Origin of the sequence: Buchnera aphidicola (Thelaxes suberi) (assembly GCF_964059005.1) — a bacterium.
GTDB lineage: Bacteria > Pseudomonadota > Gammaproteobacteria > Enterobacterales > Enterobacteriaceae > Buchnera_I > Buchnera_I aphidicola_C.
The window spans coordinates 1-2,720 of the sequence record NZ_OZ060391.1; the positions used below are offsets into that span (position 1 = coordinate 1).

The following is a 2,720-nucleotide window of genomic DNA, read 5'->3' on the forward strand; positions in this document are numbered from 1 at the left end:
TTACCCACCCCTTTATCTTTAGGGATGGGTTGGGTAGGGTTTTTTATTAAAATTTTTCTTGACAAATTATTATAAAATATTTATAAATAAGAAAAATTTTTATTTTTTTATTTTTTTTTATTTTTATTTATCCAGTTTATTGTATTTTCAACAATTTTTGATCCTACAGATGTTAAAATAGATTCTGGATGAAATTGAAACCCATATACTAAATGGTCATCGTTTCTGATAGCCATAGGTACTTTTTCACAAAAAGCATTAATAATTAATGTATCAGGAATATTAGCTCCCATAAGGGAATGGTATCTCCCAGCCAAAAATGGATTAGGAATACTTGAAAACATGGCTTTTTTATCATGATGAATTAAAGATGCCTTTCCATGCATTATTGGTTCTGCTGGTTTTATTATTCCACCATAGCTTTCAATTAAAGCTTGAAATCCTAAGCATACCCCAATTATAGGTATTTTGCCCTTAAAATTTTTAATAATTTGATTCATACATCCGGCATTTTTTGGAGCTCCTGGACCGGGGGATAAAATTATGATTGGATCATTAAAATTTCTAATAAATTTTTCAATTACCTTTAAACAAGTATTATTACGAAAGATAATAACATTATGATTTTTAATTCTTAAAAGATCAATAAAGTTGTATAAGAATGAATCAAAATTATCTATAAATAATATGTTTGTCATTTCCTTGTTACTTTCCCTTTTTTAGATCATCTGATATTTCGTTAGCAATCATTATTGAGTTAAGAACAGCTTCTGCTTTATTACGACTTTCATCAGCTTCAAGTTGTGGGATGGAATCTAATATAATTCCAGCCCCAGCCTGCACTGTAGCAATTTTTTTTTCGACATAAGCTGATCTTATGATTATACATGTGTCTATTAATCCAGAAGCTGTTAGGTAGCCCATAGCACCACCATATGCTCCTCTTCTTTCCCCTTCATATTGTGATATTAATTGCATTGCTCTTATCTTAGGGGCACCACTTAGAGTACCCATGTTCATACATGCTTGGTAGGCATGTAATGCGTCAAGGTCTTCTTTTAGTATACCCACTATTTTTGATACCAGATGCATCACATGTGAATATTTATCGACTTTAGTTAGTTCAGCTACATATCTAGTACCCGGGTTACAAATACGTGCTAGATCGTTTCTAGCGAGATCTACTAACATTATATGTTCAGCTAATTCTTTAGGGTTGGTTCTCATTTCTAATTCGCGTTTATTATCTAAATCAATATCAATTTTATTATTTTTTATGAAACCCCTAGGTCGCGTTCCTGCAATGGGATGAATTTCTATTTTTCTATTTTCGGGGTTAAATTTTAATGAGCTTTCGGGTGATGCACCGAATAAAGTGAAATTGATGTCTTGCATATAAAACATATATGGACTAGGATTTTTTGATTTTAATACCTGATATGAAATAAGGGGTGATTCACAGGGTGAGAAAAATTTTCTAGAAGGGACGATCTGGAAAATATCTCCTTTTTGTATAAATTTTTTTATATCGTTTATAATCTTTATATATTGAATATCGTTTTTATTAGTAGATATAGATTTTTTTTTTGTTATTTTTATTTTGGGTATTTTAATTTTTTTATTGGAAATTTTTGATAGAATTTTTATAATTTCAGACATACGATTTTTTAATCGGATTTTTTCAGATATATTATTTTTAAATAGAGTGGATTGTATAGAGCTAGTTTTATTTTTATGATCTATAATAAGTAATGTTTCTGCAAGATAAAAGCAGAAATCAGGACAATTTTGTTTGTTTATTAATTTAGGTATGTTTTCGAAAGTTGTCACTAAATCGTAAGAAAAAAATCCTCCTAAAAAGACGGATTTGGGTTCGTTCTGTGGTGTTTTAATGGTTTTTAATAATACCCTAATGGAATCAAAAATGGAAGTATTTCTTAAATTTTGATCTTCATTTATGTTTTTTTGAGGTTCAGGGAATTTATATTTTCTTCCGTTGGGGTATGAAAATGTTTCTATTTTAGGAGGTAGTAAATAATCTAAAATAGGAAGTATTGCTTTCCCATTAGGTGTAAATGTATCGAACGTTACTGTAAGATTTTGTGCAGTAATTTTTAACGCTGAATCAATTATTAACATGCTTTCTACGTTTTTTTTTGTTTTAATTTCAGCAGATTCAAGAAGTAATGAGTAAGGTTTCCCCCCGCATATTTTTTTAAAAACTGCGGTAGGATCCATATGGTAATTTGTTTTTTCCTTTAATATTTCAATTTCATATTGATGATTTTTCATAGAATATACTCATTGAATAATGAAATTAATGAAAAAATTTATATACCCCCATTTGCATAATTTATTTTAGACTTGGGGTATAAAATTCAACTGATTTCAGCTATCTTAAAGTTATACATTTGTTTAATCTTTTATAAATTTATTTATAATAATAACATATATTTGTTTTTTTTAAATAAGAAAATAGTTAGTACATTAATCTAATCTATTTTTATAGTTATAAATAAATAAAACAAGTCTTATAGATAAAAGAAAAAATAAATAATATATATAAGATCTAAATAAATTTAATTAATAAACTATTATTAAGGTTTATATATTTATGGTAAAATTATTCTTGCGCCCTTCCTTAACCCCCCTACCCCTCTCCTTCTTCATTGATCCTTCTTCCACCCCCCCCTACTTATAATGCAAATGGCCAACTTTTC

Annotated in this window: 2 protein-coding genes; both read right to left on the minus strand. The window is 28.3% G+C overall.

Annotated elements, in window-relative coordinates; genetic code table 11:
* Positions 1–107: 107 nt before the first annotated feature.
* Positions 108–698, minus strand: a complete 591-nt coding sequence (locus AB4W61_RS02570; RefSeq protein WP_367679181.1) for an aminodeoxychorismate/anthranilate synthase component II — start codon at positions 696–698, stop codon at positions 108–110.
* A gap of 7 nt (positions 699–705) precedes the next feature.
* On the minus strand, positions 706–2,292 hold the full coding sequence (locus tag AB4W61_RS02575) for an anthranilate synthase component 1 (protein WP_367679182.1): 1,587 nt from the start codon (positions 2,290–2,292) through the stop codon (positions 706–708).
* Positions 2,293–2,720 lie beyond the last annotated feature (428 nt).

What these genes read in the sequence shown, in the direction of transcription:
- AB4W61_RS02570 (WP_367679181.1), bottom strand. Translation starts at nt 698, where the DNA reads ATGACAAACATATTATTTATAGATAATTTTGATTCATTCTTATACAAC.
- AB4W61_RS02575 (WP_367679182.1), bottom strand. Translation starts at nt 2,292, where the DNA reads ATGAAAAATCATCAATATGAAATTGAAATATTAAAGGAAAAAACAAAT.